21 protein-coding genes are annotated in these 23,331 nt (G+C 59.4%); 2 read left to right on the forward strand and 19 right to left on the reverse strand.

Annotated features, from left to right (window positions below):
- Positions 1-68: 68 nt before the first annotated feature.
- Positions 69-542 (reverse strand): Lrp/AsnC family transcriptional regulator, encoded by a 474-nt coding sequence (locus tag AC0IXA_RS09640; protein ID WP_041476556.1) that lies wholly within the window; start codon positions 540-542, stop codon positions 69-71.
- Between the two features lie 145 nt (positions 543-687).
- On the opposite strand from AC0IXA_RS09640, the gene AC0IXA_RS09645 reads away from it, so the two are divergent.
- Positions 688-1,317, forward strand: a complete 630-nt coding sequence (locus AC0IXA_RS09645) for a LysE family translocator (protein WP_471812789.1) — start codon at positions 688-690, stop codon at positions 1,315-1,317.
- Here the strand turns inward: AC0IXA_RS09645 and AC0IXA_RS09650 are convergent.
- The 6 genes from AC0IXA_RS09650 to AC0IXA_RS09675 form a co-directional block, all read right to left on the reverse strand.
- Positions 1,314-3,449, reverse strand: coding sequence for a hypothetical protein (locus AC0IXA_RS09650; RefSeq protein ID WP_471812791.1), 2,136 nt, complete (start codon positions 3,447-3,449; stop codon positions 1,314-1,316). The genes AC0IXA_RS09645 and AC0IXA_RS09650 overlap by 4 nt on opposite strands.
- Entirely contained in the window at positions 3,436-4,620 is a 1,185-nt protein-coding gene (locus AC0IXA_RS09655) for a DUF3142 domain-containing protein (protein ID WP_471812793.1), read from the reverse strand. Before AC0IXA_RS09655 ends, AC0IXA_RS09650 begins: the two co-directional genes overlap by 14 nt.
- Positions 4,621-4,755: 135 nt before the next feature.
- Positions 4,756-5,574 (reverse strand): class I SAM-dependent methyltransferase, encoded by an 819-nt coding sequence (locus tag AC0IXA_RS09660; protein WP_471812795.1) that lies wholly within the window; start codon positions 5,572-5,574, stop codon positions 4,756-4,758.
- Positions 5,568-6,722, reverse strand: coding sequence for an acyltransferase family protein (locus tag AC0IXA_RS09665; protein ID WP_471812797.1), 1,155 nt, complete (start codon positions 6,720-6,722; stop codon positions 5,568-5,570). Before AC0IXA_RS09665 ends, AC0IXA_RS09660 begins: the two co-directional genes overlap by 7 nt.
- Positions 6,719-8,020 (reverse strand): glycosyltransferase, encoded by a 1,302-nt coding sequence (locus AC0IXA_RS09670; protein ID WP_341638229.1) that lies wholly within the window; start codon positions 8,018-8,020, stop codon positions 6,719-6,721. The genes AC0IXA_RS09665 and AC0IXA_RS09670 overlap by 4 nt, the downstream gene beginning before the upstream one ends.
- Positions 8,014-9,591, reverse strand: coding sequence for a glycosyltransferase (locus AC0IXA_RS09675; protein WP_471812799.1), 1,578 nt, complete (start codon positions 9,589-9,591; stop codon positions 8,014-8,016). The genes AC0IXA_RS09670 and AC0IXA_RS09675 overlap by 7 nt, the downstream gene beginning before the upstream one ends.
- A gap of 524 nt (positions 9,592-10,115) precedes the next feature.
- On the opposite strand from AC0IXA_RS09675, the gene AC0IXA_RS09680 reads away from it, so the two are divergent.
- On the forward strand, positions 10,116-11,552 hold the full coding sequence (locus tag AC0IXA_RS09680) for a glycosyltransferase family 4 protein (protein ID WP_471812801.1): 1,437 nt from the start codon (positions 10,116-10,118) through the stop codon (positions 11,550-11,552).
- On the opposite strand, the gene AC0IXA_RS09685 is transcribed toward AC0IXA_RS09680, so the two are convergent.
- The 12 genes from AC0IXA_RS09685 to atpE form a co-directional block, all read right to left on the reverse strand.
- Complete coding sequence (locus AC0IXA_RS09685; protein WP_471812803.1) at positions 11,535-12,161, reverse strand: glutathione S-transferase family protein; 627 nt, start codon at positions 12,159-12,161, stop codon at positions 11,535-11,537. The genes AC0IXA_RS09680 and AC0IXA_RS09685 overlap by 18 nt on opposite strands.
- A gap of 104 nt (positions 12,162-12,265) precedes the next feature.
- Positions 12,266-13,192 carry a LysR family transcriptional regulator gene (locus AC0IXA_RS09690; RefSeq protein ID WP_056791087.1) on the reverse strand — a complete coding sequence of 309 codons (927 nt, stop codon included), beginning with the start codon at positions 13,190-13,192 and terminating at the stop codon, positions 12,266-12,268.
- 75 nt (positions 13,193-13,267) lie between these two features.
- Positions 13,268-15,100 (reverse strand): glutamine--fructose-6-phosphate transaminase (isomerizing), encoded by a 1,833-nt coding sequence (gene glmS, locus AC0IXA_RS09695; RefSeq protein WP_471812805.1) that lies wholly within the window; start codon positions 15,098-15,100, stop codon positions 13,268-13,270.
- 2 nt (positions 15,101-15,102) lie between these two features.
- On the reverse strand, positions 15,103-15,879 hold the full coding sequence (locus AC0IXA_RS09700; RefSeq protein ID WP_041476528.1) for a DeoR/GlpR family DNA-binding transcription regulator: 777 nt from the start codon (positions 15,877-15,879) through the stop codon (positions 15,103-15,105).
- Between the two features lie 206 nt (positions 15,880-16,085).
- The gene (glmU, locus tag AC0IXA_RS09705) at positions 16,086-17,453 is read right to left on the reverse strand and encodes a bifunctional UDP-N-acetylglucosamine diphosphorylase/glucosamine-1-phosphate N-acetyltransferase GlmU (protein ID WP_471812807.1); all 1,368 of its coding nucleotides are present in this window, start codon (positions 17,451-17,453) and stop codon (positions 16,086-16,088) included.
- Positions 17,454-17,570: 117 nt separating this feature from the next.
- Positions 17,571-17,996: a F0F1 ATP synthase subunit epsilon gene (locus AC0IXA_RS09710; RefSeq protein WP_016772407.1), complete on the reverse strand. Its 426-nt coding sequence runs from the start codon at positions 17,994-17,996 to the stop codon at positions 17,571-17,573.
- Between the two features lie 45 nt (positions 17,997-18,041).
- Complete coding sequence (gene atpD / locus AC0IXA_RS09715) at positions 18,042-19,421, reverse strand: F0F1 ATP synthase subunit beta (RefSeq protein ID WP_016772406.1); 1,380 nt, start codon at positions 19,419-19,421, stop codon at positions 18,042-18,044.
- 27 nt (positions 19,422-19,448) lie between these two features.
- Positions 19,449-20,309 carry a F0F1 ATP synthase subunit gamma gene (gene atpG, locus AC0IXA_RS09720; protein ID WP_007911960.1) on the reverse strand — a complete coding sequence of 287 codons (861 nt, stop codon included), beginning with the start codon at positions 20,307-20,309 and terminating at the stop codon, positions 19,449-19,451.
- A gap of 50 nt (positions 20,310-20,359) precedes the next feature.
- Positions 20,360-21,904 carry a F0F1 ATP synthase subunit alpha gene (gene atpA / locus AC0IXA_RS09725; RefSeq protein WP_016772405.1) on the reverse strand — a complete coding sequence of 515 codons (1,545 nt, stop codon included), beginning with the start codon at positions 21,902-21,904 and terminating at the stop codon, positions 20,360-20,362.
- 21 nt (positions 21,905-21,925) lie between these two features.
- Positions 21,926-22,462 carry a F0F1 ATP synthase subunit delta gene (locus tag AC0IXA_RS09730; RefSeq protein WP_016772404.1) on the reverse strand — a complete coding sequence of 179 codons (537 nt, stop codon included), beginning with the start codon at positions 22,460-22,462 and terminating at the stop codon, positions 21,926-21,928.
- Between the two features lie 12 nt (positions 22,463-22,474).
- Entirely contained in the window at positions 22,475-22,945 is a 471-nt protein-coding gene (locus AC0IXA_RS09735) for a F0F1 ATP synthase subunit B (protein ID WP_016772403.1), read from the reverse strand.
- A 58-nt stretch (positions 22,946-23,003) separates the two neighbouring features.
- A complete protein-coding gene (gene atpE / locus AC0IXA_RS09740) occupies positions 23,004-23,261 on the reverse strand; it encodes a F0F1 ATP synthase subunit C (protein WP_003097235.1) in 258 nt (85 codons plus the stop codon).
- Positions 23,262-23,331: the final 70 nt, after the last annotated feature.

Here is a 23,331-nt window from a genome sequence, read left to right on the forward strand (position 1 = left end):
GCTCGCTCCCACTTTGGAATGCGTTCCCCCTGTGGGAGCGAGCCTGCTCGCGAATGGCGCCACCCGGTCTACAGCGGCAGATGGCCCAACGGCAACGCCCCCGGCGCTTTCACCGTGTGAATGGCAAAGTTGCTGCGAATATCGCTCACACCCGGAAGCTTGAGCAGATGGCCGCTGACAAAGCGGTCATAAGCGCGCAAATCAGGCACCACTACCTGCAACAAAAAGTCCGATTCGCCGGACACCAGAAATGCTGAGACCACTTCAGGCAATGCAGTAACAGCGGCATAAAAAGCTTCGGCGCGTTCTTCGTTGTGCCGCTCGACCTTGACCCCGACAAACACCGTCAGCCCCAGCCCGACTTCATCGCGATCCAGATTGGCCTGGTAGCCTCGAATCACCCCCGCCTCTTCCAGCATACGCACCCGGCGCAGGCACGGCGAGGCCGACAGGCCGATTTCTTCTGCCAGCTCGACATTGCTCAGGCGTCCGTTGCGCTGCAGCGCGGCGAGAATCTTGCGGTCATAGGCGTCGAGTTTCATCTTTGGCAGATTCCGATAGTCTGACGGTTGGAAACCAGCAGGTTATGCCAAAACCGCCATGGTTTGAAGCTGACTACGCAAGCACCTGCCCCGCCCCCTCGCTCTAGACTGGCGCGAGCATATAAACAACGAATGGGGGTGTGATGTGGCAAGTCTGTGGCTGTTTATCCTGACCCTGGCTGTGGTCCTGCTACTGCCGGGACCGGACATGATCCTGCTGTTGCAAACCGGTGCGCGGCAAGGTCGAGCTCCGGCGCTGGCCACCGCGCTGGGCCTGGCCATCGCCCGCGCCTGCCACGTGGGACTGGCAGCATTGGGGCTGGCGGCGCTGTTCAAAACGGCGCCGTGGACGTTTGACGTGGTGCGCATCGCTGGCGCGGCCTATCTGCTGTGGATCGGCATCCAGTGTTTGCGCAGCTCGCTGGTGCCGAGCCTGCAAGCCCAAGAGCAGGCGCCTGCCCAAGACCAGTGGCGCGGTGCGATCCGTCGCGGTTTGCTGACCAACCTGCTTAATCCCAAGGCGTTGCTGTTCTGCTCAGTGCTATTGCCACAGTTTATCGTCAGCGGCGGCGCGCCGGTGCTGACACAGTTCGCCGTGCTCGGCCTGGTGCTGGTCAGCGTCGGCCTGCTGTTCGACAGTGTTGTCGCCATGACCGGCGCGGCCCTAGGCCGTTGGCTGCAACACAGTCCGACCGCCCAGCGCATTCAGCAATGGCTGTTCGGCAGCCTGTTGATTGGCTTCGCCGTACGCCTGGGTTTTATTCAACAGGCCTAGCCTTTGCGCACCTTGCGCTGACGACGGGTAATCAGCATTAACGCAGCAACAGCGACCAGCAGCACCGCGCCGATCTGCACCGGCCACTTGTACGGCCGCAGCGTCGCACGCACCGCGTCGGTCACTTGGGTGACGTAGCGCTTGTCGACATTTTCGAAGTCCGGATACGGGCATTGATTGCCGAAGTCTTGCGCCCACGGCACATAAGGGCCTTCCTTGACGTAGCGCTGATACAGCGCGCTCTGGTCCTCAAGGCTGCTGTTCCAGCCGGCGGCATTGCACAACACCGCAGCAAACGCCTGACTGGTGTGCGGCAGGTTATCGGCGGCGCGACTGGCCAGTGCCGTGGCGACGAAACGATAGTGATAACGCTGATCCGGTTGCGCGGCGCTGGCCTGCTGGCGCTGCACTTCCGCAGTGGAGATCAGCGGGCCGACATCCAGCTTCGTGCTCTCCAGCGTGTAATTGCCGCCGAAGGTGGCGTAATCAGGCGCCATCTCATAACCGAGGATGTCCATGCCCCACTCCCGGGCCGTCCACGCGGCGTTGTACAACGCACTGGCGCGTTTGCTCGGCCACCACGCCGACTCGGCCTTGAGCCGTTGCTCGCCATAGAGCCGGGCCTTGTGCTGCAGATCGTCACTGGCGAAATAACCGACCGCTTCCTCGTATCGCCCCTCACGCAGCAAGCGCCGACCGAGCAGATTGCGCAGATTGGCGGCCACCGACAGCGGCACATAGTTGTCGCGCTCCTGCTGCGTCAATGGCGGCGGCGCCGGCACGTTCTCATCGACGTACTGCTTGAGCTCATCGACCGTCAGCACCCGCTCGGCAACGGTGGCGGCATCGAACCAGTAAAGGCTGTTGCTGCGATACAGCTGCACGAACGCTTGAAGGTATTCGCCGCGCTGCAACGCCAGGATCGCGCTTTCGCCCTCCACCCGGCATTTTGGCTGCACCGTTTCAAACGCCCAGTCCGGCGTGCGGCGATAGCCCCAGTCTTCATTCTGCGGAAAAGCCTGGGCGGCTTTGGCGTAGGCGGCGGCAGCGGCAGTCGTGTCGCCGTCACGCACTGCCAGTTTTGCCCGCAGCCACCAGGCCAGCCCGCCGTCCCCGGCGTTTACCAGAAAGGCCTTGGCGGACGCGTAGTCGCCCTGTTGATAACTCATCGCCGCCATTCGATCGGCATTGTCGAGGCTGCCACGGGTGCTGTTCTGCAACAGAGTTACCAGTTTCTTTTCATTCGGCGGCTGCTCACCAAATGACCAGCCCTGACGGCTGACCAGCGATGCCGTGACCAGTTGCTGCACCGCTGGCTGCTGCAGCAGTTTGGCCAGCTGAGATTCCGGCAATTCGGCCAGCTCGTTCATCAGTTGCTTGAGCGAGGTGTAACCGACGGCCGAACCGTGCAGGTTCTGTGCTTCGTACAGTTCGATGGCGCCGCTCCAGTCGCCCGCGCTGCGCAACACCCGGGCCTCTTCACCAAGGCTGGCAACGCCCAGTTCCAGTGGATCGCTGAAGCCGTCGATGCTCAGTTGCCGGGCCTGGCGGAATGCATCGCGCGCTTCTTCCAGCGCTTCGATGCGATCGTGCGCCTCGTTGCTCATGGCGAAGGCGATGCGCCCGAGGGAATACGCCGCCCACGTGCTGCGCAACGGACGCTGGTCTGCCGGCAGCGCCAGCACCTTGTTGAAATATGCCGTAGCCAATTGATGATCGCCGGTGGCAAAGGCCACGGCGCCGGCGACATACAAGCGGATTTCCGCCGGCAGACTGGCGCCCTGCTCCTCGGCCTGATGGGCATCGCTGAGCCCGCGCAGGCGCTTGACCAAAGTGTAGTGCTCGACGCTCAGGCCCACCTGCTCAGCCTGTTCGCGCGCCAGCTCTGACGCGTTATCTTCGGCATAATCGTTGGGGTTGTGGGTCGCAGCAGTGACATTTTTCAGCCCGGCAATGGTTTTACCCAGGCGACTGACTTCGAAGCTGAAACTGCCTTCGGGCAAATCCGCCAGGGTCTGCGCGCGGTTGTCGAGCAGGCGCATCGGGAAGTCCGGGCCGCACGCCAGCGCCGAACCCAGCGGCAGACTGAGGCTCAGGCAAAGCAGATGGCGGGGCCAGTTACGGGTCAACATGCGAACCTCCTTGATCAATATGTGCACAACGCGCCCAACCGACAGCGCGCTGTCCGCCCGCCGGCAAGCGACCGTCACGCAGGCGGGTGAAGGTAAGCAGATTGGCACTTTGTTGCAACGAGTAACCGGCGAGCGCATCGGCGCCAGCACAACCCTGCGCCTTAAGCGTGATTTGCGCAGGCCACGGGCTGTCGAGATTGCCGCGGTTTTCGAGCTGGATGTCATAGAGACCGCCCTGCTCTTTGAATGACAGGCGCAACTGACTGTTCAGCACATCGCCGCGAGCCACTGCGCGCAAAGTAGTCAGGCTCCAGGCGCGACGATCGCTGGCCAGCGGCAGGCGAAACCAGATCAATCCAGCCAGATGCTCGGGCGGATCCTCACGCAAGGTCTGGCTCAGTTGGCTGAGTTGCAGAGGATCGGCGAGCAATTCCCGGCGCTGCCCGCCGCGCTCCAGTTGCACTTCGCTTTCCACTACCGGCGCGCCACCGTCATCGCTCAACAGCGCAACGCCGTAGGCCGGCAGCGCCAGATAGAAGGGTTTGTCGCTGATACGTGCCCAGGCCTTGGCCCATTTCAACGCCTGCCCGGGATCGAACAGACCCAGTCGCGGATCGCTCACGGCGTGGACTTGCAGCACGCTGCTGTCGACGCTTCGCAACAGCGCCGGCAACTGCGCGCTATCGAGCCAGGCCGGCAGCGCGGTGATGCTCAAAGGCAACGATGGCGGCAAGGCCGCACGCAAATGTTTGAGGAATTCAGCGTACGCCGGCAGCCGCGCGGTGCCGGCATCGTGGTCGATTTCGATACCGTTCGGCGTAAGGCCTTGCGCTTGCCAATCGGCAATGATCTGCAGAATCTGCGTGGTGACCTGCTGCTGGTCCAGTGGCTGCAGCTGACCATCGAGGCGAATCACTGCGATCAGAGGGCGACCATCGGCTTTCAACAATGCCGGATCAACCCGCGCCCGGCTCCAGCGCTCGCCAGGAAGGGCCTGCAATGCCAGCACACGCAGCGTCGAGAAATCGTCGTGGCTGTTACGCAGTGCCGGTTCATGGGCAGGTGTCCATTGCCGTTGCCAGACGTAAAGTTGTTGGTCGAGAGGCGGCGCGACGTGTTGCTCGCAACCCGCAAGCAAGACGCCGAGAAACAGACCCACAATAAACCGCATACCTTGAAAATCCCCGAAACCACAGGCCGCAAGGTTACACAAAAACCGTGTAGGAGCTGACGAGTGAAACGAGGCTGCGATCTTTTGATCTTGCTTCAATGCTCCAGATCAAAAGATCGCAGCGTGCCGCAGCGCCTACAGGGATGCCGCTGGCTTGCGCGCGATAATCACCTGACTCTTGGCCACCACCGCATCCAGCGCCTGCTTGATCTGTGCACCGCGCGGGGAATCCAGCACCGCTTGCCAAGTATTGGCCCAGTGCTCGAGCATCGGGTGATCGGGGTTGCTGAGATCGACCCTGGCTTCCCAGAACAACATCATCCACATCGACCAGTAGAAGCCATATTTACTGTGGCTGATGATCTCCAGCCCGGCGTCGCTGACCATGGCCTTGAACTGGTCTTCGCTGATAATGCGTATGTGATTGGGTTTCTGGAAATACTCCGGCGCGGCGATGTCCTTTTGCAGGTCCTCGGAGCTGGGATGCGGCACGCTCAGCAGATACAAAGCGCCCGGCTTGCCGACACGCACCAGTTCGGCAAGAAACTGCGCGGGATCATCAACATGCTCGATCACCTCGGTGGAGACCACACGCGTCGCCGTTGCGTCGGCGATCGGTAGCGGGTTGCAGTCGGTAATGTGGCATTCGATGTCCCGGGCCGGCGTGTCGCTCAGACGCTGGCGGGTGGCTTCGACCTTGGCGGCATCAATGTCGGCAATGATGATCTTCGCCCCGCGCATGCCGCAGAAATGCACGTTGCCGCCGTCACCGCAGCCAACGTCGAGCAGCGTATCCTCGGCACTCACCGGGAAGCCTTTGAACAGCTCGCCGGTCTGCTGATTGAACCAGCCACTGAGCATCGCATCATGCAGCCCCAGAATGAACGGATCGATCTTTTCGGCAACCGGCGTAACCGGCGTCGCCGCCGTGAGTTTCTTCAAAAGACTCAGCATGAGATGGCTCCAGAGGAAGGGATGGCGGATCGGGACGTGCCGAGGCGTTTGACCAGCACGGCGCCGCGGTTGCGCATCGGCATTTCGATCAAGCGGTAGTTCAGTTCACTGAGCAGCACGATAAGTGCGCACGCCAGCAACAGCGTGAGCACCGAATGCCCGGAAGGACCCGGCAAACCGCTGCTCTGCAGACGGAAAATCAGTTCGCGCACCAGTTGATAAGCCGGAATATGAATCAGGTAAATGCCATACGACCGACTGCCGACCCATACCAGCAAACTTTGCACAGCACCGGCAGGTATCAGGTAATCGCGATTGTATGAAGCGATCCAGACCAGCACCGCACTGAGTACAGCGATCGAGCCGATGCGATGGGGAGCGAAGGTGAAACGGTCGGTAGCCATGAAGCTCAGCACCGAAGCGATGGCAATCAGCGCAGTGATCCCTGCCCATGGCCGCCGCAGGAACGTCGGCTGCCAGCGTTCATAACCTGGCTGCGAACTCCAGATCGCTAACAGCACGCCAAGCGCCAGAGCGACAGTGCGCACCATCATCAGCAACGGCGTGCGCACCGTCAGAATCTGCACGGCGACCAAGGCCAGCAATGCCCAGACCAGCCGCTGGCGAAACAGCAAAATCAGCAGCGGAAACAGCAGATAAAACTGTTCCTCCAGCGCCAGGCTCCAGTAGACGAAACTGCTGCCGTACTCGTAATGGAAGAAACTGTCGGCGAAAAGGAAATTGGCATAGTGCAACACACCGGCCAGGGTGGCCTGGAGGTTGGCGGAGAGCGTGCCGAAGGCGCCGGAGCGATTGAAAAACAGGCAGCTCAGCAGCATTAGCGCCAGCCATAGCCAGGCTGAAGACAACAGGCGAAACGCCCGTCGCAGCGAGAAATAGCGCGTCTGCTGCCAGCGTTGCTGGCGATTGGTACAACCTTGCAGCAGCGGAATCAGGCTGCGAGCGATGACGAATCCGGAGATGGCGAAAAACAGGTCCACTCCCCACCACGTTTGTACGCTGGCAGGGATCGCGTTCAGCAAAGGCACCGGATCGGTAAACAGACTGCCCTGCAAATGATGGAACAACACCCCAAGCACTGCGATCGCGCGTAGCACTTCGATGTCCATGATGCGCTTGCCGTTCATGCTTGGCAGGCTTCTCCAGCAGCGGCACGGTGTTCGAACAACTGCGCAAGAAATGCCCGCAGACGTTGCTCAGCCACAGCCTGACTGCAAAATGCCCGGAGGCTGGCGACGGCTTGCGCAGACATTGCCACATAGTGTTGCGGCTGATTTTTCGCAACCCCATAACTGGCTTGATAGGCCTCGCATAACGATGCCCAGTTGGTCACGTAACGCAGCGTGCGAAACGCTTTGCGCGGGTCATGTGGCCAGGCTGTAAGTTCGTCGGTGGACTCGATCAGAAAAGCATTTTCAGCGCTCAGGTAATCGATCATGGCCGTGGTTCGAGGCGCCACTGCAGGCTTGCCGCAAGACATGAACTCCATCAGCGGCAAACACTGGCCTTCACCGTAGGAAGTATTGACCACGTAACTGGTCGCCTGCACGAGCCGCTCGTAGTCAGGATCGGCGAGGTAGCCATGAATCAACACGATGCGGCAACGATAGGGCTGGTTTTTGTACAAATGATGAAGAATGTCGGTCAGGGCCTGCTCAGCATCGAAGTGCGTGAGTTTCAGCACCAGGGTGGCGTCCTCGACATCGCGAAAGCTCACGCAGAAAGCGCTGAGCATGTCCTCCCAATTCTTGCGCCCGTCGCCGGGATTGAACACCGAGGTGTAAACCACGCCGTCGAGCCATAACGTCTTCTCGGTTACCGGTGCAGCGAAGTCAATGCCCTCGCCGCTGCGCAAATGCGGCGGGCCAAAAGCATCAAGCTCGAGCTTGCGGCTGTCGGCGACCAGTCCCTTGATAGTCAAGCGCAGCGGCTCGTCGAGCGATTGACCTTGCGCCTGCGCGCCTCGCGCGGCGAAGCGATCCCACACTGGCGCCGCTATGGCGCAGATCGGGTAGTCCGCCGACATGGCTTCGCGGACCGCCTGGACTGTATAGCTGGAATGCGTGATGGCCGCGCCGCAGGCTTGCAAAACGCTGCGCCAGTCATTGAGCGGTTCGCCGGCAAACGGCTCGTTCGGGATCGTGCTGAATTCCCAGGCGAACACTGGCACCGTCGGACATGCCAGATCGACTGGAGTGCGGTGCGGTGGGGAAAACGAGAGGAATACACAAGGCTCGCCCCGAGCCAGGCATTCGCCATACAACGCATCGACTTCGGTCAATGGGTCAGCCACTTCGATAACGCGCCCGATTCGTTCGAGAACCGGTCGATATTCCTTGAGCACGAAGTAATAGCTGTACTCCGACCGCCCCAGATTTTGCGTAATGGTGTGCTGATTGGTTTCGGAGTGAATGATGATCAGCATGAGGCGTTATCCAGGACATGCGCGTTTTCAGCGGCATTGGTTGTCAGGGTAAGGAAATCCGCCATGCGCTTTTGCAGCAGGCCGAATGCGCAGTAATCGTGCATGCGCGCGATCGCGGCGGCCGACATCTTCTGATAGTCCTGCGGTTGCGTGGTCGCCATGCGGTAGCTGTCTTCGTAGGCGTTTTTCAGCGAGCCCCAGTCCGGCCGGTATCGCAGAGTGCGGTAGACGATGCGCGTGTCCTGAGGCCAGATCGTCAACTCTTCACTGGACTTGACCACGAATGCGACCGACTCATCGATGTAATCTTCCATGGCCGTATGGGCAGGCGCGATCACCGGTTTGCCGCTCGACATGAATTCCATCAACGGCAGGCACAAACCTTCGCACCTGGAAGCATTGACGTAAAAAGTGGCTGCCTTGTAGAGCTCGGCATACTGCGCATCGTCAAGATACCCGTGCATCACCACAACGCGGCAAGCGAACGGACTCAACTGCGCGAGCAATGTCATCAGTTCATTGTAGTAAGAGGCCAGGTCGTTCTGGGTGATTTTCACCACCAACGTAGCGTCCGGCGTTTCGCGAAATGCCCAGCAAAACGCTGTGATCAATTGATGCCAGTTCTTGCGACCATCCTTGGGATTGAACACCGAGACGTAAACCACACCGTCGACGCGCGTTTCGATGATCGCATCGGTGGGCGGCAGATTCAGCGGTAGTGGTTCGTTGGCCGGGATCGGTTGCGCACCGCAAATAGCCGGCAGGCGCTGTTCGAGCCAGACGTGAAGGGTGTCCGGGATCCGATCCCGGATGCCTTCCCAGTACCAGTTCTGCAGGAATTTCACCCGCGGTACTGGCTCTGCCATGTCACGCCCGAGATCCAGCGCCCACAGGCGCAGATAGTGCCGGGCGATGACGTAACGGCGCTTCAGTGTCAGCGGAGGTGGACGCGCGGCTTCTATTTCAGCCGCTAGCGCAGCCTCTTCTTCAGGCGTCAACGGAACGGGGATCAGCGCATCGGCCGACAAGTCGAGTTCGCGGCTATCGAAAATACAGCCTTTGATCGCCAAGGTTGCGCCCGCGTTGATCGATGTCGGGACATGCGCCTGACGAATATCAGAAAACTTTTCCCATAGCGCTGTCGGCAACACCAGCACCGGAAAATCCTCACCCATGGCTCTCCAGATTGACCGGGCCGTGTGGCTCGACAGCGTGATGACCCGACCCTGGCGCGCAAGCATTTGCCTCCAGTCCTGTCGTGGGTCGTTGTCCCACTGTTCGTCGGGAATCGAATCGAACTCCCACGCCACGACGCACATCGTCGGGCAATGAAGATCGGCCGGGGTTTTCTGCGGTGGGGCGAACGACAGGAATACGCTGTCTTCGCCAGCGGCGAGCAGTCGCCGATAGAGCGGGTCGACTTCTGCCACCGTGGATACGACGTGCACACGACCGAGGCTTTCCAGCAATGGACGATAAGCCTTGAGCACAAAGTAATAACTGTATTCGGGACGACCAAGACTCTGGCTGATGGAGTTGTCGTTGACGTCTGAGTAAAGAATGAAATTCATGGCATCCCACGATAAAGCAGCCATACCGGCAACTTCATGCTGTGACGAGCAGACACTGGATCGGCCCGGTAGTACCGGCACGCGTCCTTCATCAGGCACGTCTTAGTTCTTGTTTTAGTGGTCAGTTTCACTCTGCGCCGCAACCCCGAAACACCGTTCGGATTATCGCGACAAGGGGCATTCTAAACACATCCATCGAGGGTTCGGGAACCGTCCCGCGTGAATAAATCGGTCTACGCTATCCAGAACTGACCGGTCACGGTTTGGCCTGTTGAAATTGTCGTGCAATTGGCACAGATTGATCGCAGAACAAATACAACAACTGTTTCGCCTGTTGTCCTACCGGGTCTTTCTCTCGGTCTGACAGCCCCTTCTACACCGCGTGTAGGAAATGGCGAAAGATCAGCCCAAGGGGTCGTGGTTTTGAAAAATTGCCTGCTTGTCACGGGTCTCGCCAGTTTCGCACATCACTCTCCGCGCCTGAGTTTGGTGTCCGCAGGAGCGGCGAACACGGAGCGCGCGCTATGACTCGACTGTTGGTGGAGTGCACACACGTATTCAACCACCCGAAACTCAATTCGGGGATTCAGCGGGTGGTGCGCAATGTCATTAACAAACTGCCCTCCAGTGCTGGTGATAGCGAGTGCATACCGGTGGTATTGCTCAATGGCCAGCTCTATCGGGTCTTGCGCCTGGCGCCCCTGAACACGCCGGTGTTCAACGCCCTCGCGACATTCGCTGATCGCTTGGAACGCCTTGCTCATCGCTTCTGGCAATGGCATCAGCGCCGCGACGCCAAATGCCCGTCGAAGCTGACACGGAGGGCGCTGTATGTGGCGTATCGCCTGACCTCATTCGCCGTATTTGGTGTGCCGCTGCGATTGTTCACCCGCCTGCGGCATTTCCAGTTACTCAAGCGCTGTTCACCGTTGCAGCACCAGCCTGATGATCAACTGGTGTTGCTGGACTCGTCGTGGCATTCGGATTTCTTTCCCCATGTCGAACGGCTCAAGCGCGAAGGCGTCGCAATCATTGCGGTGATCTATGACCTCATTCCCCTGACGCATCCCCATTTCTACGAAGCCCGGCCCGCGCGAGTGTTCAGTGAGTGGTTTGACTGGGTGTGCCGCACTGCCGACGGTTACATGGCCATTTCCGCCACTGTGCGCGACGAGGTGCGCCATGAACTGCAGCGCCGACTAGGCCCCGCGCAGGCTGAAAAGCGCTGGTTCGACTACTTTCATTTGGGCTCCGAGCTGGACTTGCACAATTCGGCAGCAGCAGTGGAACCCGCTTTGCACCAAATGTTCGAGGCACCCGGCCCGGTTTTCCTGATGGTCAGCACGATCGAGCCGCGCAAGAACCATGCGTATCTGCTCGATGCTTTCGAGCGTGCCTGGGCGGGCGGTTCCGGCGCCAGGCTATGCATCGCAGGGCGCATCGGCTGGAAGTGCGACGAGTTGCTATCGCGAATACGGCATCATCCCGAGCTCAACCGACGCCTGTTCATGTTCAACAACCTGAGCGACACCAGCCTCGAGCATGCTTATACGCGAGCCAGCTCATTGGTCTTTCCATCATTTGTCGAAGGCTTCGGCCTGCCTCTGGTGGAAGCCATGCAACGAGGCTTGCCGGCCATGGGAAGTGACATCGCGGCCTTTCGTGAAATAGGCGGCGAGTTCATGGCTTATTTCGATCTGCAGGAGCCGCAAAGCCTGACCGACCTGATCAAGGCCTTCGAGGCCAGCGGCCAGTTCCCCGCCAGCAAGGATGTCAACGAATGGCGCTGGATTGACTGGCGCGAAGCAAGTCAGCAACTGGTTGAGCGCATTGCGCGACGTGTCCTTGCGGGACAGGCCACGCAAGCCGGCGTTACCCGCGAGAGCGCAAGTGAAGCGGTAGATGAGCCGGCGGGGCTTGGCGAATATCCGCGACTGCGTCCGTCAGGCAGTTTTCTGTAGCCCGGCCACCGTACGCGGCATCGCGACAAAACCCGACAACGCTTCGATCCGTGTCAGCCAGGCGCGAACGTTGGCGTAGTCATCCAGCGAGACATTGCCCTCCGGCGCGTGGGCAATGTAGCTGTAGGCAGACACGTCAGCGATGGTCGGCTCTTCGCCCGCCAGATACGCCGTTTTGCCCAGCTCCAGCTCCATGACCTTGAGCAGGTTGTGCGCACGGCCAATGACTTCCTCGGCATTCAGTTGCGCACCAAACACCGTGATCAGGCGTGCCGCCGCCGGGCCAAATGCAATCGATCCCGCCGCTGCCGACAACCAGCGCTGCACATGCGCTGCGCCCATCGGATCGGTCGGTAGCCAGCGACCGTTGCCATATTTCTGCGCCAGATAAACCAGAATCGCATTGGAATCGGCCAGCACCACGCCGTTGTCATCAATCGCCGGCACTTGGCCAAAGCTGTTGATCGCCAGGTACTGTGGCTGCTTGTGCTCACCTTTGGCCAGATCGACGAAGATCAGCTCGGTCGGCAGTTGCAGCAGCGACAGCATCAACTCGACGCGATGGGCATGGCCGGAACGGGGGAAGTTGTAGAGTTTGATCGCTTGCATGGACGACTCCGCTGAAAAGTGACGTCGCTACGGGGATGAGCGCGCCGATGGAGTCATCATCTATGGGTTGCCGGAATTACAGAATAACCAGCCACTGCAATCGATTATTTCATCTCGTGCAATAACGCCGCTGCGCTCAAGGCCGGATGCTCACGCAGCGCCTTCACGGCGAAGTCGACAAAACTGCGGATCCGCGCCGGTGCCTTGCGCCCGCCCTGATACACCACATGGATCGGCAACGGCGGCAGTTCAAACTCGGCGAGGACGATTTCCAGCTCCCCCGCTGCGACCTTGTCCGCTACTTGATAGGACAGCACTCGCGTCAGGCCCAGGCCTTTTCGCGCGGCGGTGATCGCCGACTGATTGGCCGTGACGGTCAGGCGCGGTTCGGTGCGCACACTGAGTGCTTCACCGCCGTCGAGAAACGGCCAGTTGCGTTGCTGACCGATCGCCGATGTCGCCACCACCGGCAACCCGGCCAAAGCCTGCGGATGCTCCGGGCGGCCGTGTTCAGCCAGAAACCCCGGCGAAGCGCAGATCACCCGCCGCACTTCCCCGACGCGAATCGCATGCTGATTGCTGTCCGGCAGCTCACCGATGCGCACCGCGACATCAATGCCCTCCTCGACCATGTTGACGACCCGGTCCAGCAACAGCGCGTTGATCGACACATCCGGGTAACGACAGAGGTAATCGGCCATCACCGGCGTGACGAACAGATCGCCGAACAGCACCGGCGCAGTAATCGTCAACTGCCCGCGCGGCAAGGCATGGCTGCCTGCCGCCGAATCCTCGGCCTCCTGCACCTCGGCAAGAATCCGCCGGCAGTCATCGCAGTAACGTTGCCCGGCTTCAGTCAGATGCACAGTGCGCGTGGTACGCACCAGCAACTGCGTACCGATATGCTGCTCCAGCGCCGCCACCGCCCGGGTGACGCTCGCCGCCGACAAACCCAGACGCCGCGACGCCGCCGAAAAGCCTTGCTCTTGGGCGACGACAACGAAGATCTGCATTTCCTGAAAGCGGTCCATGGGATTCCTCGGCGGCGGATACGACAATCGCAGCCGAGGCTGCGATTGGGGAAGCGTAGATCATCTGTGGATAACTTATTCCACGGTCACCGATTTCGCCAGGTTGCGCGGTTGATCGACGTCGGTGCCCTTGAGCACGGCGACGTAGTACGACAACAGTTGCAGCGGGATCGTATAAAGGATCGGCGAAAGAATGTCGTGGATGTGCGGCATTTGCACCACGTGGGTACCTTCGCCGTTGGTCATCGCAGCCTTCTCATCCGCGAACACGATCAACTCGCCGCCACGGGCGCGGACTTCCTGCAGGTTGGACTTGAGCTTCTCCAGCAGTTCGTTGTTCGGCGCGACAGTGACCACCGGCATGTCGTTATCCACAAGTGCCAGCGGGCCGTGCTTGAGCTCGCCGGCCGGGTAGGCCTCGGCGTGGATGTAGGAGATTTCCTTGAGTTTCAAGGCACCTTCCATCGCGACCGGGAATTGCGCGCCACGGCCGAGGAACAGAGTGTGGTTTTTCTCGGCGAACAGCTCGGCGATTTTTTCCACCGTGCTGTCCATCGCCAATGCTTCGCCGAGGCGGGTAGGCAGACGACGCAGCTCTTCGACCAGCGTGGCCTCAACACCGTCGGCCAAAGTCCCGCGCACCTGACCCAGCGACAAAGTCAGCAGCAACAGGCCGACCAGTTGCGTAGTGAAGGCTTTGGTCGAAGCCACGCCGATTTCGCGACCGGCCTGGGTCAACAGGGTCAGATCGGATTCACGCACCAGCGAGCTGATGCCGACGTTGCAGATCGCCAGGCTGGCGAGAAAGCCCAGTTCCTTGGCATTGCGCAGCGCCGCGAGGGTGTCAGCGGTTTCACCGGACTGGGAGATGGTCACGAATAGCGTGTCTGGCTGCACCACCACTTTGCGATAACGGAATTCGCTGGCGACTTCGACCTGGCACGGGATGCCGGCCAGTTCCTCAAGCCAGTAGCGCGCGACCATGCCGGCGTGATAACTGGTGCCGCAGGCGACGATCTGCACATTGCGCACTTTGGCAAACAGCTCGGCAGCTTGCGGACCGAAGGCCTCAACCAGCACTTGATTGTTGCCCAGGCGACCTTCGAGGGTGCGCTGGACCACGGCCGGTTGTTCGTGGATTTCCTTGAGCATGTAGTGGCGGAACTCGCCCTTGTCGGCGGCTTCGGCACCGTCGGTGTACTGCACGGTCTGACGCTCGACAGCGTTGCCGTTTACGTCCCAGATCTGCACGCTGTCGCGACGGATTTCAGCGATATCGCCTTCTTCCAAATACATGAAGCGGTCAGTGACCTGACGCAGAGCCAACTGGTCGGAAGCGAGGAAATTCTCGCCCAGGCCCAGGCCGATCACCAATGGGCTGCCACTGCGCGCGGCGACCAGACGATCCGGTTGCTGTGCGTTGATCACTGCCAGACCGTAGGCGCCATGCAGCTCCTTGACGGTCGCTTTGAGCGCGGCAGTCAGGTCCGGTTGTTCCTTGAGCTTGTGGGTCAGCAGGTGCGCGATGACTTCGGTGTCGGTGTCCGAGCTGAACGCATAGCCCAGCGCTTTCAGCTGTTCGCGCAGGGCTTCGTGGTTCTCGATGATGCCGTTGTGCACCACCGCAATGTCACCGGAAAAATGCGGGTGGGCATTGCGCTCGCACGGCGCGCCATGGGTCGCCCAACGGGTGTGGGCGATACCGAGGCGCCCGGCCAGCGGCTGTTCGGCCAGCGCGGTTTCCAGTTCACTGACCTTGCCCGGACGGCGCATGCGCTCCAGGGTCTGGTCGTTGGTATAAACCGCCACACCGGCGCTGTCATAGCCGCGATATTCGAGGCGCTTCAGGCCTTCAAGAAGGATGGCGGTGATATTACGTTCAGCTACTGCGCCGACAATGCCACACATGGTTATTTCTCCTGACTGACAGCCGCACAGATCAAAGTGATCCCACGGGCCTGAAGCTGATCGCGTGCCTCGACGGGCAGGCGATCATCGGTAATGAGGGTATGGATGCTGCTCCAGGGCAGCTCCAGGTTGGGAATCTTGCGACCGATCTTGTCGGCCTCGACCATGACGATCACTTCTCGCGCAACGTCGGCCATCACCCGGCTGAGGCCGAGCAGTTCATTGAAGGTGGTGGTGCCGCGCACCAGATCGATGCCGTCAGCGCCGATGAACAGTTGATCGAAGTCGTAAGAGCGTAGTACCTGCTCGGCGACCTGGCCCTGAAAGGATTCCGAGTGCGGATCCCAGGTGCCACCGGTCATCAGCAGCACCGGCTCGTGTTCCAGTTCGCTCAAGGCGTTGGCAACATGCAGCGAGTTGGTCATCACCACCAGGCCCGGTTGCTGGCCTAGTTCGGGAATCATCGCGGCGGTGGTGCTGCCGCTGTCGATGATGATGCGCGCGTGCTCGCGGATGCGCTTGACCGCCGCGCGGGCGATCGCCTGCTTGTACTTGGAAATACTCTGCGCCGTTTCTGCGACCAGCTCTTGCGGCATGGTGATCGCACCGCCGTAACGACGCAGTAAAAGACCATGGGTTTCCAGCGCAGCAAGATCCTTGCGAATCGTAACTTCGGAAGTTTCGAAGCGCTTGGCCAGCTCATCCACACTGACTTCGCCCTGCTCGTTGAGCAAGGCGAGGATGTTATGACGACGCTGAGGAGTGTTGCGTTTGGACATGGCGGCTTAGGTTTCGATTCGAAAGATAACGCAAGCAATGAAACTCTATCGAAAGGTTGCCGTCAAGACGCGGGGAGAAAAATTCAGAAAGATTGGAATGATTGTGGGAGCGAGCCCGCTCGCGAAAGGGAGTCTCAGCCACTGAAGACGTTACTGACAAACCGCATTCGCGAGCAGGCTCGCTCCCACAGGTGGTTGTGGATAAATCAGGATTTTTTGATTTTTTCCGGCCGCTTCCAGCCGTCAATGTTCTTCTGACGAGCTCGGCCCACCGCAAGCTGAGCGTTATCCACATTTTGCGTGATGGTCGAGCCGGCAGCGGTAGTTGCACCGTTGGAGATATCCACAGGCGCAACCAGCGAGTTGTTGGAACCGATGAATACGTCAGCGCCCAACACGGTTTTCCACTTGTTGGCGCCATCGTAGTTGCAAGTGATGGTGCCGGCACCGATGTTGGTGCGTGCGCCGATCTCGGCATCGCCCAGATAGGTCAGATGGCCAGCCTTGGCACCCTCGCCCATGTGGGCGTTTTTGAGCTCGACGAAGTTACCCACATGAGCGCGCGCATCCAGCACCGTGCCCGGGCGCAAACGCGCGAACGGCCCGGCGTCGCTGCCTTCACCGAGAACGGCGCCTTCGATATGACTGTTGGCCTTGATCACCACGCCTTTGCGCAGGGTGCTGTCCTTGATCACGCAGTTCGGGCCGATCTGTACATCGTCTTCAATGATCACCTTGCCTTCAAGGATCACGTTGATATCGATAAGCACATCGCGGCCCACAGTCACTTCGCCGCGCACATCGAAACGGGCCGGGTCACGCAGGGTCACGCCCTGAGCCATCAAGCGACGGCCGGCGCGCAACTGGTAATGACGCTCCAGTTCAGAGAGCTGCTTGCGATCATTGGCGCCCTGCACTTCCATCGGGTCTTGCGGTTGTTCGGTCGCCACGACCAAACCATCGCTGACCGCCATTTCGATCACGTCGGTGAGGTAGTACTCGCCCTGCGCATTGTTGTTCGACAGGCGACTCATCCAGTCCGCCAGACGATCGGCCGGCACAGCGAGGATGCCGGTGTTGCCTTCGGTGATCGCACGTTGCGCTTCGCTGGCGTCTTTGTGCTCGACGATTGCCGCGACCTTGCCGTCAGCATCACGCACGATGCGGCCGTAACCGGTCGGGTCATCCAGCTCGACAGTGAGCAAACCCATCTGGCCCGGCACGACATGCTTGAGCAGACGTTGCAGGGTTTCGACTTCAATCAGCGGCACATCGCCGTAAAGAATCAGCACAGTGTCGGCGTCAATGAACGGCACCGCCTGGGCGGTGGCATGGCCAGTGCCCAGTTGCTTGTCCTGCAACACGAAATTCAGATCATCAGCTGCCAGACGCTCACGCACCACATCGGCACCGTGACCGATCACCACATGGATGCGCTGTGGATCAAGTTGCCGAGCGCTGTGGATAACATGGCCGAGCATGGAGTTGCCGGCAATCGGGTGCAGCACTTTGGGCAGCGCCGAACGCATGCGAGTGCCTTGACCGGCCGCGAGGATAACGATTTCGAGAGACATGACTGCTACCAATCCTGGGTGGTCAGCAACTGCGACCGGTTTGTGGGAATTCGGAAAAGAAAAAAGGGTAGCCGAGGCTACCCTTTTTTATCAATCGCACAACAAGCGGCTGACGGATTAACCGCCAAACTTCTTGCGGATCTGCTGGACGGTGCGCAGCTGGGCTGCAGCCTCGGCCAGACGTGTGGCAGCGGCGCCGTAATCGAAGTCCGCGCCTTTTTCGTTCAGGGCATTCTCGGCAGCCTTGAGAGCTGCCTGAGCCTGAGCTTCATCCAGGTCGGCGGCACGTTGCACGGTATCGGCAAGTACCTTGACCATGTTCGGCTGAACCTCGAGGAAACCACCGGAGATGTAGAACACCTCGGCTTCCCCGCCTTGCTTGATCAGGCGGATCGGACCCGGCTTGAGATTAGTGATCAGCGGCGCGTGACCCAGAGCGATACCAAGATCACCCAGTGCACCGTGCGCAATCACCATCTCGACCAGGCCGGAAAAGATTTCCCCTTCCGCGCTGACGATATCGCAATGGACTGTCATAGCCATCTGATTGCCTCAACCTAAATTAGCGCCCGTTGCCGGGCGCCGGGATTACAGTTTCTTGGCTTTCTCGATCGCTTCTTCGATGCCGCCAACCATGTAGAACGCTTGTTCTGGCAGGTGGTCGTAGTCACCGTTGAGGATGCCTTTGAAGCCAGCAATGGTGTCTTTCAGGGAAACGTATTTACCCGAAGCACCGGTGAAGACTTCAGCCACGAAGAACGGCTGCGACAAGAAGCGCTGGATCTTACGAGCACGGTTAACCAACTGTTTGTCGGCTTCCGACAGCTCGTCCATACCCAGGATCGCGATGATGTCTTTCAGCTCTTTGTAACGCTGCAGAACATACTGAACGCCGCGAGCGGTGTCGTAGTGGTCCTGACCGATCACGTTCGGGTCCAGCTGGCGCGAAGTCGAATCCAGTGGATCTACCGCTGGGTAGATACCCAGGGAAGCGATGTCACGGGACAGAACGACGGTGGCGTCCAAGTGGGCGAAGGTGGTCGCTGGCGACGGGTCGGTCAAGTCGTCCGCAGGTACGTATACCGCTTGGATCGAGGTGATCGAACCTTCCTTGGTCGAAGTGATACGTTCCTGCAGAACGCCCATCTCTTCAGCCAGGGTCGGCTGGTAACCTACTGCCGAAGGCATACGGCCCAGCAGTGCGGATACTTCAGTACCGGCCAGGGTGTAACGATAGATGTTGTCGACGAACAGCAGAACGTCGTTACCTTCGTCACGGAACTTCTCGGCCATGGTCAGGCCAGTCAGTGCTACGCGCAGACGGTTTCCCGGCGGCTCGTTCATCTGACCGTAAACCAGTGCCACTTTGTCCAGAACGTTGGAGTCCTTCATCTCGTGGTAGAAGTCGTTACCCTCACGAGTACGCTCACCCACACCGGCGAACACGGAATAACCGCTGTGCTCGATGGCGATGTTACGGATCAGCTCCATCATGTTTACGGTTTTGCCTACACCGGCACCACCGAACAGACCGACTTTACCGCCCTTGGCGAACGGGCAGACCAGGTCGATAACCTTGATGCCGGTTTCCAGCAGGTCGTTGCCGCCTGCTTGCTCGGCGAACGAAGGTGCTGCGCGGTGAATGCCCCAGCGCTCTTCGGTGTCGATCGGGCCAGCTTCGTCGATCGGGTTACCGAGGACGTCCATGATCCGGCCCAGGGTCGCTTTACCGACCGGTACGGAGATGGCTGCGCCAGAGTCGGTGACTTCCAGACCGCGCTTCAAGCCCTCGGTGGAACCCATCGCAATGGTACGCACCACGCCGTCGCCCAGCTGCTGCTGAACTTCCAGGGTGGTTGCGGCCGCGCTTTGTACAGTCAGCGCGTTGTAGATGCTCGGTACGCTGTCGCGTGGAAATTCCACGTCGATAACGGCGCCGATGATTTGAACGATACGTCCGCTACTCATAGCTGGATCCTCTGAATATTTGAACCGTTAAACCGCGGCAGCGCCGCCGACGATTTCCGAGATCTCTTGGGTGATCGCAGCCTGACGCGCCTTGTTGTAGATCAGCTGCAAATCGCTGATCAAATCACCGGCGTTGTCGGTAGCGTTCTTCATCGCGATCATCCGCGCAGCCTGTTCAGCCGCGTTGTTCTCGACCACCGCCTGGTAGACCTGCGACTCGACGTAACGGACCATCAAGCCGTCAAGCAGCTCTTTGGCGTCCGGTTCGTAGAGATAGTCCCAGTGGTGCTTGAGATCCTGATCCGGGGTTGCCACCAGTGGAATCAACTGCTCCACGGTAGGCTGTTGCGTCATGGTGTTGATGAACTTGTTGGACACCACGGACAGGCGGTCGATACGGCCGTCCAGGTAGGCATCCAGCATCACCTTGACGCTGCCGATCAGGTCATTGATCGACGGCTCTTCACCCAGGTGGCTGATAGCTGCAACGACGTTACCGCCGAAGTTGCGGAAAAAGGCCGCACCCTTGCTACCGACTACACACAGATCAATCTCGACGCCGTTTTCGCGGTTTACCGCCATGTCCTTGACCAGGGCCTTGAACAGGTTGGTGTTCAAGCCGCCGCACAGACCACGGTCACTGCTCACGACGACATAACCGACGCGCTTGATTTCGCGGTCGATCATGAACGGGTGGCGGTATTCCGGGTTGGCGTTGGCCAGATGCCCAATTACCTGGCGGATACGCTCCGCATAAGGACGGCTAGCAGCCATGCGCATTTGTGCCTTGCGCATTTTGCTGACCGCCACTTTTTCCATGGCGCTGGTAATCTTTTGCGTGCTTTTGATGCTCGCAATCTTACTGCGAATCTCTTTTGCGCCTGCCATGTAACACCTATCAGGTTAGCAAGCGGGAGCCTCGCGGCTCCCGCTGCGGCTTACCAGGTTTGGGTGGCCTTGAACTTCTCGATACCGGCTTTCATGCCAGCGTCGATTTCGTCATTGAAGTCACCTTTAACGTTGATCTTGGCCATCAAATCGGCGTGATCGCGGTTGAAGAAAGCGATCAGCGCTTGTTCGAAGCTGCCGACCTTGGCGATTTCAATGTCAGTCAGGAACCCACGCTCAGCGGCATACAGCGACAGCGCCATGTCAGCGATCGACATTGGTGCGTATTGCTTCTGCTTCATCAGCTCGGTAACGCGCTGACCATGCTCAAGTTGCTTGCGGGTCGCTTCGTCCAGGTCAGAAGCGAACTGGGCGAATGCCGCCAGTTCACGGTACTGAGCCAGAGCGGTACGGATACCACCGGAGAGCTTCTTGATGATCTTGGTCTGAGCGGCACCACCCACACGGGATACCGAAACACCGGCGTTCACTGCAGGGCGGATGCCCGAGTTGAACATGGCCGATTCCAGGAAGATCTGACCGTCGGTGATGGAAATCACGTTGGTCGGAACGAACGCGGAAACGTCGCCAGCCTGGGTTTCGATGATCGGCAGTGCAGTCAGGGAACCGGTTTTGCCGGTCACTGCGCCGTTGGTGAACTTCTCTACGTATTCTTCCGAAACGCGGGATGCGCGCTCCAGCAGACGGGAGTGGAGATAGAACACGTCGCCTGGGTAAGCTTCACGGCCTGGTGGACGGCGCAGCAGCAGGGAAATCTGGCGGTAAGCCACTGCCTGCTTGGACAGATCGTCATAAACGATCAGCGCGTCTTCACCGCGGTCGCGGAAGAATTCACCCATGGTGCAACCGGAGTACGGTGCCAGGAATTGCAGCGCAGGAGATTCCGAAGCACTGGCAGCCACGATGATCGTGTTGGCCAGGGCGCCGTTTTCTTCCAGCTTGCGAACCACGTTGGCGATGGTCGATTGCTTCTGACCGATTGCAACGTAGACGCAGAAAATGCCGCTGTCTTTCTGGTTGATGATCGCGTCGATCGCCAGAGCGGTTTTACCGATCTGACGGTCACCGATGATCAGCTCACGCTGGCCACGGCCGACAGGGATCATGGCATCGACAGCCTTGTAGCCAGTCTGTACAGGCTGGTCTACCGACTTACGCCAGATCACGCCTGGAGCAACTTTCTCGACCGCGTCGGTCTCGGTGTTGCCCAGTGGACCTTTGCCGTCAACAGGGTTACCCAGAGCATCGACTACGCGGCCCAGCAATTCCTTACCAACAGGAACTTCGAGGATGCGGCCGGTGCACTTGGCGCTCATGCCTTCAGCCAGCGACTGGTAGGAGCCCAATACCACGGCACCTACGGAGTCCTGCTCCAGGTTGAGGGCCATACCGTAGACGCCGCCCGGAAACTCGATCATCTCGCCGTACATGACGTCGGCCAGACCGTGAATCCGCACGATGCCGTCAGATACGCTGACGACAGTGCCTTCGTTACGGGCTTGGGAGGTCACATCGAGCTTGTCGATGCGGCCCTTGATAATTTCACTTATTTCGGAAGGATTGAGTTGCTGCATTGCTCTGCTGCCCCTTCAAACTCAAGATTTCAATGCTTCGGCAAGTTTCGCGATTTTGCCGCGAATCGAGCCATCGATAACCAGGTCGCCGGCGCGGATCACGACACCACCAATCAAGGCAGCGTCCTCCGCAACTTGCAGGCGCACTTCCCGGTTGAGTCGTGCACTGAGAACCTTGGCGAGTTTGTCTTGCTGTTCTTGGTTCAATGCAAATGCACTGGTTACTTCAACGTCTACCGATTTCTCTTGTTCGGCCTTGTACAGGTCGAACAGAGCGGCGATCTCCGGCAGAAGCAGGAGACGGTCGTTCTCGGCAACGACGTTGATGAAATTGCGTGCCTTTTCATCAAACTTGTCGCCGCACACGTCAATGAACGTGGCGGCCTTTTCTGCGCTCGTCAGTCGCGGGGCCTTGAGCACGCGCTGCAGGGTGTCGTCTTGCGACACCGCTGCTGCCAGGCCGAGCATGGCTGACCAATTGGCCAGTTGCTGGTGGGCCTGAGCGTGCTCGAAGGCCGCCTTAGCGTAAGGTCGGGCCAACGTGGTCAGTTCTGCCATGATCGCCCTCGCTTAGATTTCAGCAGCCAGTTGGTTAACCAGCTCTGCGTGCGCGTTTTGATCGATTGTGGCACCCAGGATCTTCTCGGCGCCGCCAACAGCCAGCAAGCCCACTTGGGCACGCAGCTTGTCTTTGACGCTGTTCAGTTCCTGTTCGATCTCGGCTTGAGCCTGAACCTTCACACGGTCAGCGTCGATACGGGCTTTTTCAACAGCCTCTTCGACGATCTGGTTACCGCGTTTCTTGGCTTGCTCGATGATTTCAGCTGCCTGAGCTTTCGCTTCGCGCAGTTGCTGACCCGCTTTCTCTTGGGCCAACTCCAGGTCGCGAGCTGCACGGCTGGCAGCGTCCAGACCATCAGCGATCTTCTTTTGACGTTCGTGCAGAGCAGCGATGACCGGAGGCCATACATACTTCATGCAGAACAGTACAAAAATCAGGAACGCAACGGACTGGCCAATCAGGGTCGCATTAATGTTCACGCCAACACCTCGCAGTTACGTTGTCCATCACACCAAATTACCCGGAAGATCCGAGTAATCAGCCAGCGATCTGACCAACGAACGGGTTCGCAAAGGTGAAGAACAGAGCGATACCAACACCGATCATGGTTACGGCGTCGAGCAGACCGGCAACGATGAACATTTTCACTTGCAGCATTGGAACCATTTCTGGCTGACGCGCTGCGCCTTCCAGGAACTTGCCGCCCAGCAGGCCGAAACCAATTGCGGTACCCAGTGCGCCCAGGCCGATCAACAGTGCAACAGCGATAGCGGTTAGACCAACTACAGTTTCCATCTTTCCTCCCGACTTTTACGTCGTATGGTTTAGGTTTTTTAGATTAAAGCGGTAAAACAAATCGTTTCAG

The organism is Pseudomonas sp. AC083 (genome assembly GCF_979253165.1).

Excerpts from the sequence above, each read along its gene's own strand:
- AC0IXA_RS09640 (WP_041476556.1), bottom strand. The coding sequence starts at position 542 with ATGAAACTCGACGCCTATGACCGCAAGATTCTCGCCGCGCTGCAGCGC.
- AC0IXA_RS09650 (WP_471812791.1), bottom strand. The coding sequence starts at position 3,449 with ATGTTGACCCGTAACTGGCCCCGCCATCTGCTTTGCCTGAGCCTCAGT.
- AC0IXA_RS09655 (WP_471812793.1), bottom strand. The coding sequence starts at position 4,620 with ATGCGGTTTATTGTGGGTCTGTTTCTCGGCGTCTTGCTTGCGGGTTGC.
- AC0IXA_RS09660 (WP_471812795.1), bottom strand. The coding sequence starts at position 5,574 with ATGCTGAGTCTTTTGAAGAAACTCACGGCGGCGACGCCGGTTACGCCG.
- AC0IXA_RS09665 (WP_471812797.1), bottom strand. The coding sequence starts at position 6,722 with ATGAACGGCAAGCGCATCATGGACATCGAAGTGCTACGCGCGATCGCA.
- AC0IXA_RS09670 (WP_341638229.1), bottom strand. The coding sequence starts at position 8,020 with ATGCTGATCATCATTCACTCCGAAACCAATCAGCACACCATTACGCAA.
- AC0IXA_RS09675 (WP_471812799.1), bottom strand. The coding sequence starts at position 9,591 with ATGAATTTCATTCTTTACTCAGACGTCAACGACAACTCCATCAGCCAG.
- AC0IXA_RS09680 (WP_471812801.1), top strand. The coding sequence starts at position 10,116 with ATGACTCGACTGTTGGTGGAGTGCACACACGTATTCAACCACCCGAAA.
- AC0IXA_RS09685 (WP_471812803.1), bottom strand. The coding sequence starts at position 12,161 with ATGCAAGCGATCAAACTCTACAACTTCCCCCGTTCCGGCCATGCCCAT.
- AC0IXA_RS09690 (WP_056791087.1), bottom strand. The coding sequence starts at position 13,192 with ATGGACCGCTTTCAGGAAATGCAGATCTTCGTTGTCGTCGCCCAAGAG.
- glmS (WP_471812805.1), bottom strand. The coding sequence starts at position 15,100 with ATGTGTGGCATTGTCGGCGCAGTAGCTGAACGTAATATCACCGCCATC.
- AC0IXA_RS09700 (WP_041476528.1), bottom strand. The coding sequence starts at position 15,879 with ATGTCCAAACGCAACACTCCTCAGCGTCGTCATAACATCCTCGCCTTG.
- glmU (WP_471812807.1), bottom strand. The coding sequence starts at position 17,453 with ATGTCTCTCGAAATCGTTATCCTCGCGGCCGGTCAAGGCACTCGCATG.
- AC0IXA_RS09710 (WP_016772407.1), bottom strand. The coding sequence starts at position 17,996 with ATGGCTATGACAGTCCATTGCGATATCGTCAGCGCGGAAGGGGAAATC.
- atpD (WP_016772406.1), bottom strand. The coding sequence starts at position 19,421 with ATGAGTAGCGGACGTATCGTTCAAATCATCGGCGCCGTTATCGACGTG.
- atpG (WP_007911960.1), bottom strand. The coding sequence starts at position 20,309 with ATGGCAGGCGCAAAAGAGATTCGCAGTAAGATTGCGAGCATCAAAAGC.
- atpA (WP_016772405.1), bottom strand. The coding sequence starts at position 21,904 with ATGCAGCAACTCAATCCTTCCGAAATAAGTGAAATTATCAAGGGCCGC.
- AC0IXA_RS09730 (WP_016772404.1), bottom strand. The coding sequence starts at position 22,462 with ATGGCAGAACTGACCACGTTGGCCCGACCTTACGCTAAGGCGGCCTTC.
- atpE (WP_003097235.1), bottom strand. The coding sequence starts at position 23,261 with ATGGAAACTGTAGTTGGTCTAACCGCTATCGCTGTTGCACTGTTGATC.